This is a genomic window from Streptomyces carpinensis, assembly GCF_002154505.1.
Classification (GTDB): Bacteria; Actinomycetota; Actinomycetes; order Streptomycetales; family Streptomycetaceae; genus Streptomyces; species Streptomyces carpinensis.
In genome coordinates this window covers 1-1,242 of sequence record NZ_MUBM01000413.1, presented here as the reverse complement: position 1 = coordinate 1,242, position 1,242 = coordinate 1, and the positions used below count along the sequence as shown (strand labels likewise).

2 protein-coding genes are annotated in these 1,242 nt (G+C 71.3%); both read right to left on the bottom strand.

What is annotated here, in order from left to right; genetic code table 11:
* Positions 1-886: sulfate adenylyltransferase subunit 1 (locus BZY54_RS41020; protein ID WP_086730454.1), on the bottom strand; the 886-nt coding region annotated here is incomplete at its 3' end.
* Positions 887-888: 2 nt separating this feature from the next.
* The coding region (locus tag BZY54_RS41015; RefSeq protein WP_158103997.1) for a phosphoadenosine phosphosulfate reductase domain-containing protein at positions 889-1,242 on the bottom strand (354 nt) is incomplete at its 5' end.

The following is a 1,242-nucleotide window of genomic DNA, read 5'->3' as shown; positions in this document are numbered from 1 at the left end:
CGTCGACCGGCTCGCCGAGCAGGTCGATGCCCGAGATCCGGGTCGTCCGGCCCGACGGCAGCACCGTGACCTCGTCGCCGACCCGGAAGGAACCGGCGGCGATCTGTCCGGCGTAGCCCCGGTAGTCGGGGTGGTCGGCGGTCTGCGGCCGGATCACGTACTGCACGGGCAGCCGGGCGTGGCAGTGCGCCAGGTCGTGGCTGACCGGGACCGTCTCCAGGTGCTCCAGGACGGTCGGGCCGCCGTACCAGTCCATGACTGCGGACGGCTCCACCACGTTGTCACCGGCGAGCGCCGAGATCGGGATGGCGGTGACCTCCGGGACGCCCAGCTCGGTGGCGTACGCCGTGAACTCCTCGGCGATCCGCGCGAACACGGCCTCCTGGTAGTCGACCAGGTCCATCTTGTTGACGGCGAGGACGACGTGCGGGACGCGCAGCAGCGCGGCGATCGCCGCGTGCCGGCGGGTCTGCTCGACGACGCCGTTGCGGGCGTCGACCAGGATGACCGTCAGCTCGGCGGTGGAGGCGCCGGTGACCATGTTCCGGGTGTACTGCACATGGCCCGGGGTGTCGGCCAGGATGAAGCGGCGGCGCGGGGTGGCGAAGTAGCGGTAGGCCACGTCGATGGTGATGCCCTGCTCGCGCTCGGCGCGCAGGCCGTCGGTGAGCAGCGCCAGGTCCGGGGCGTCCTGGCCGCGGCTGGCGGAGGCGCGCTCGACGGCCTCCAGCTGGTCGGCGAGGACCGACTTGGAGTCGTGCAGCAGGCGCCCGACGAGGGTGGACTTGCCGTCGTCGACCGACCCGGCGGTGGCGAACCGCAGCAGGGTGGTCGCCGACAGCTGCTCGACCGACAGCGACTCGGTGGGTTCGGTGGTGCTGGTCATGACTAGAAGTACCCCTCGCGCTTGCGGTCTTCCATCGCGGCCTCGGAGAGCTTGTCGTCGGCGCGGGTCGCTCCGCGCTCGGTGAGCCGGGAGGCGGCGATCTCGGTGATGACCTGCTCCAGCGTCACCGCGTCGGAGTCGACGGCGCCGGTGCAGGACATGTCACCGACCGTGCGGTAGCGCACCAGGCGCTTCTCGACGGTCTCCTCGTCCTTGGGGCCGCCCCACTCGCCGGCGGTCAGCCACATCCCGTTGCGCTGGAACACCTCGCGCTCGTGGGCGAAGTAGATCGCCGGGAGCTCGATGCCCTCCCGGGCGATGTACTGCCACACGTCCAGCTCGGTCCAGTTGGACAG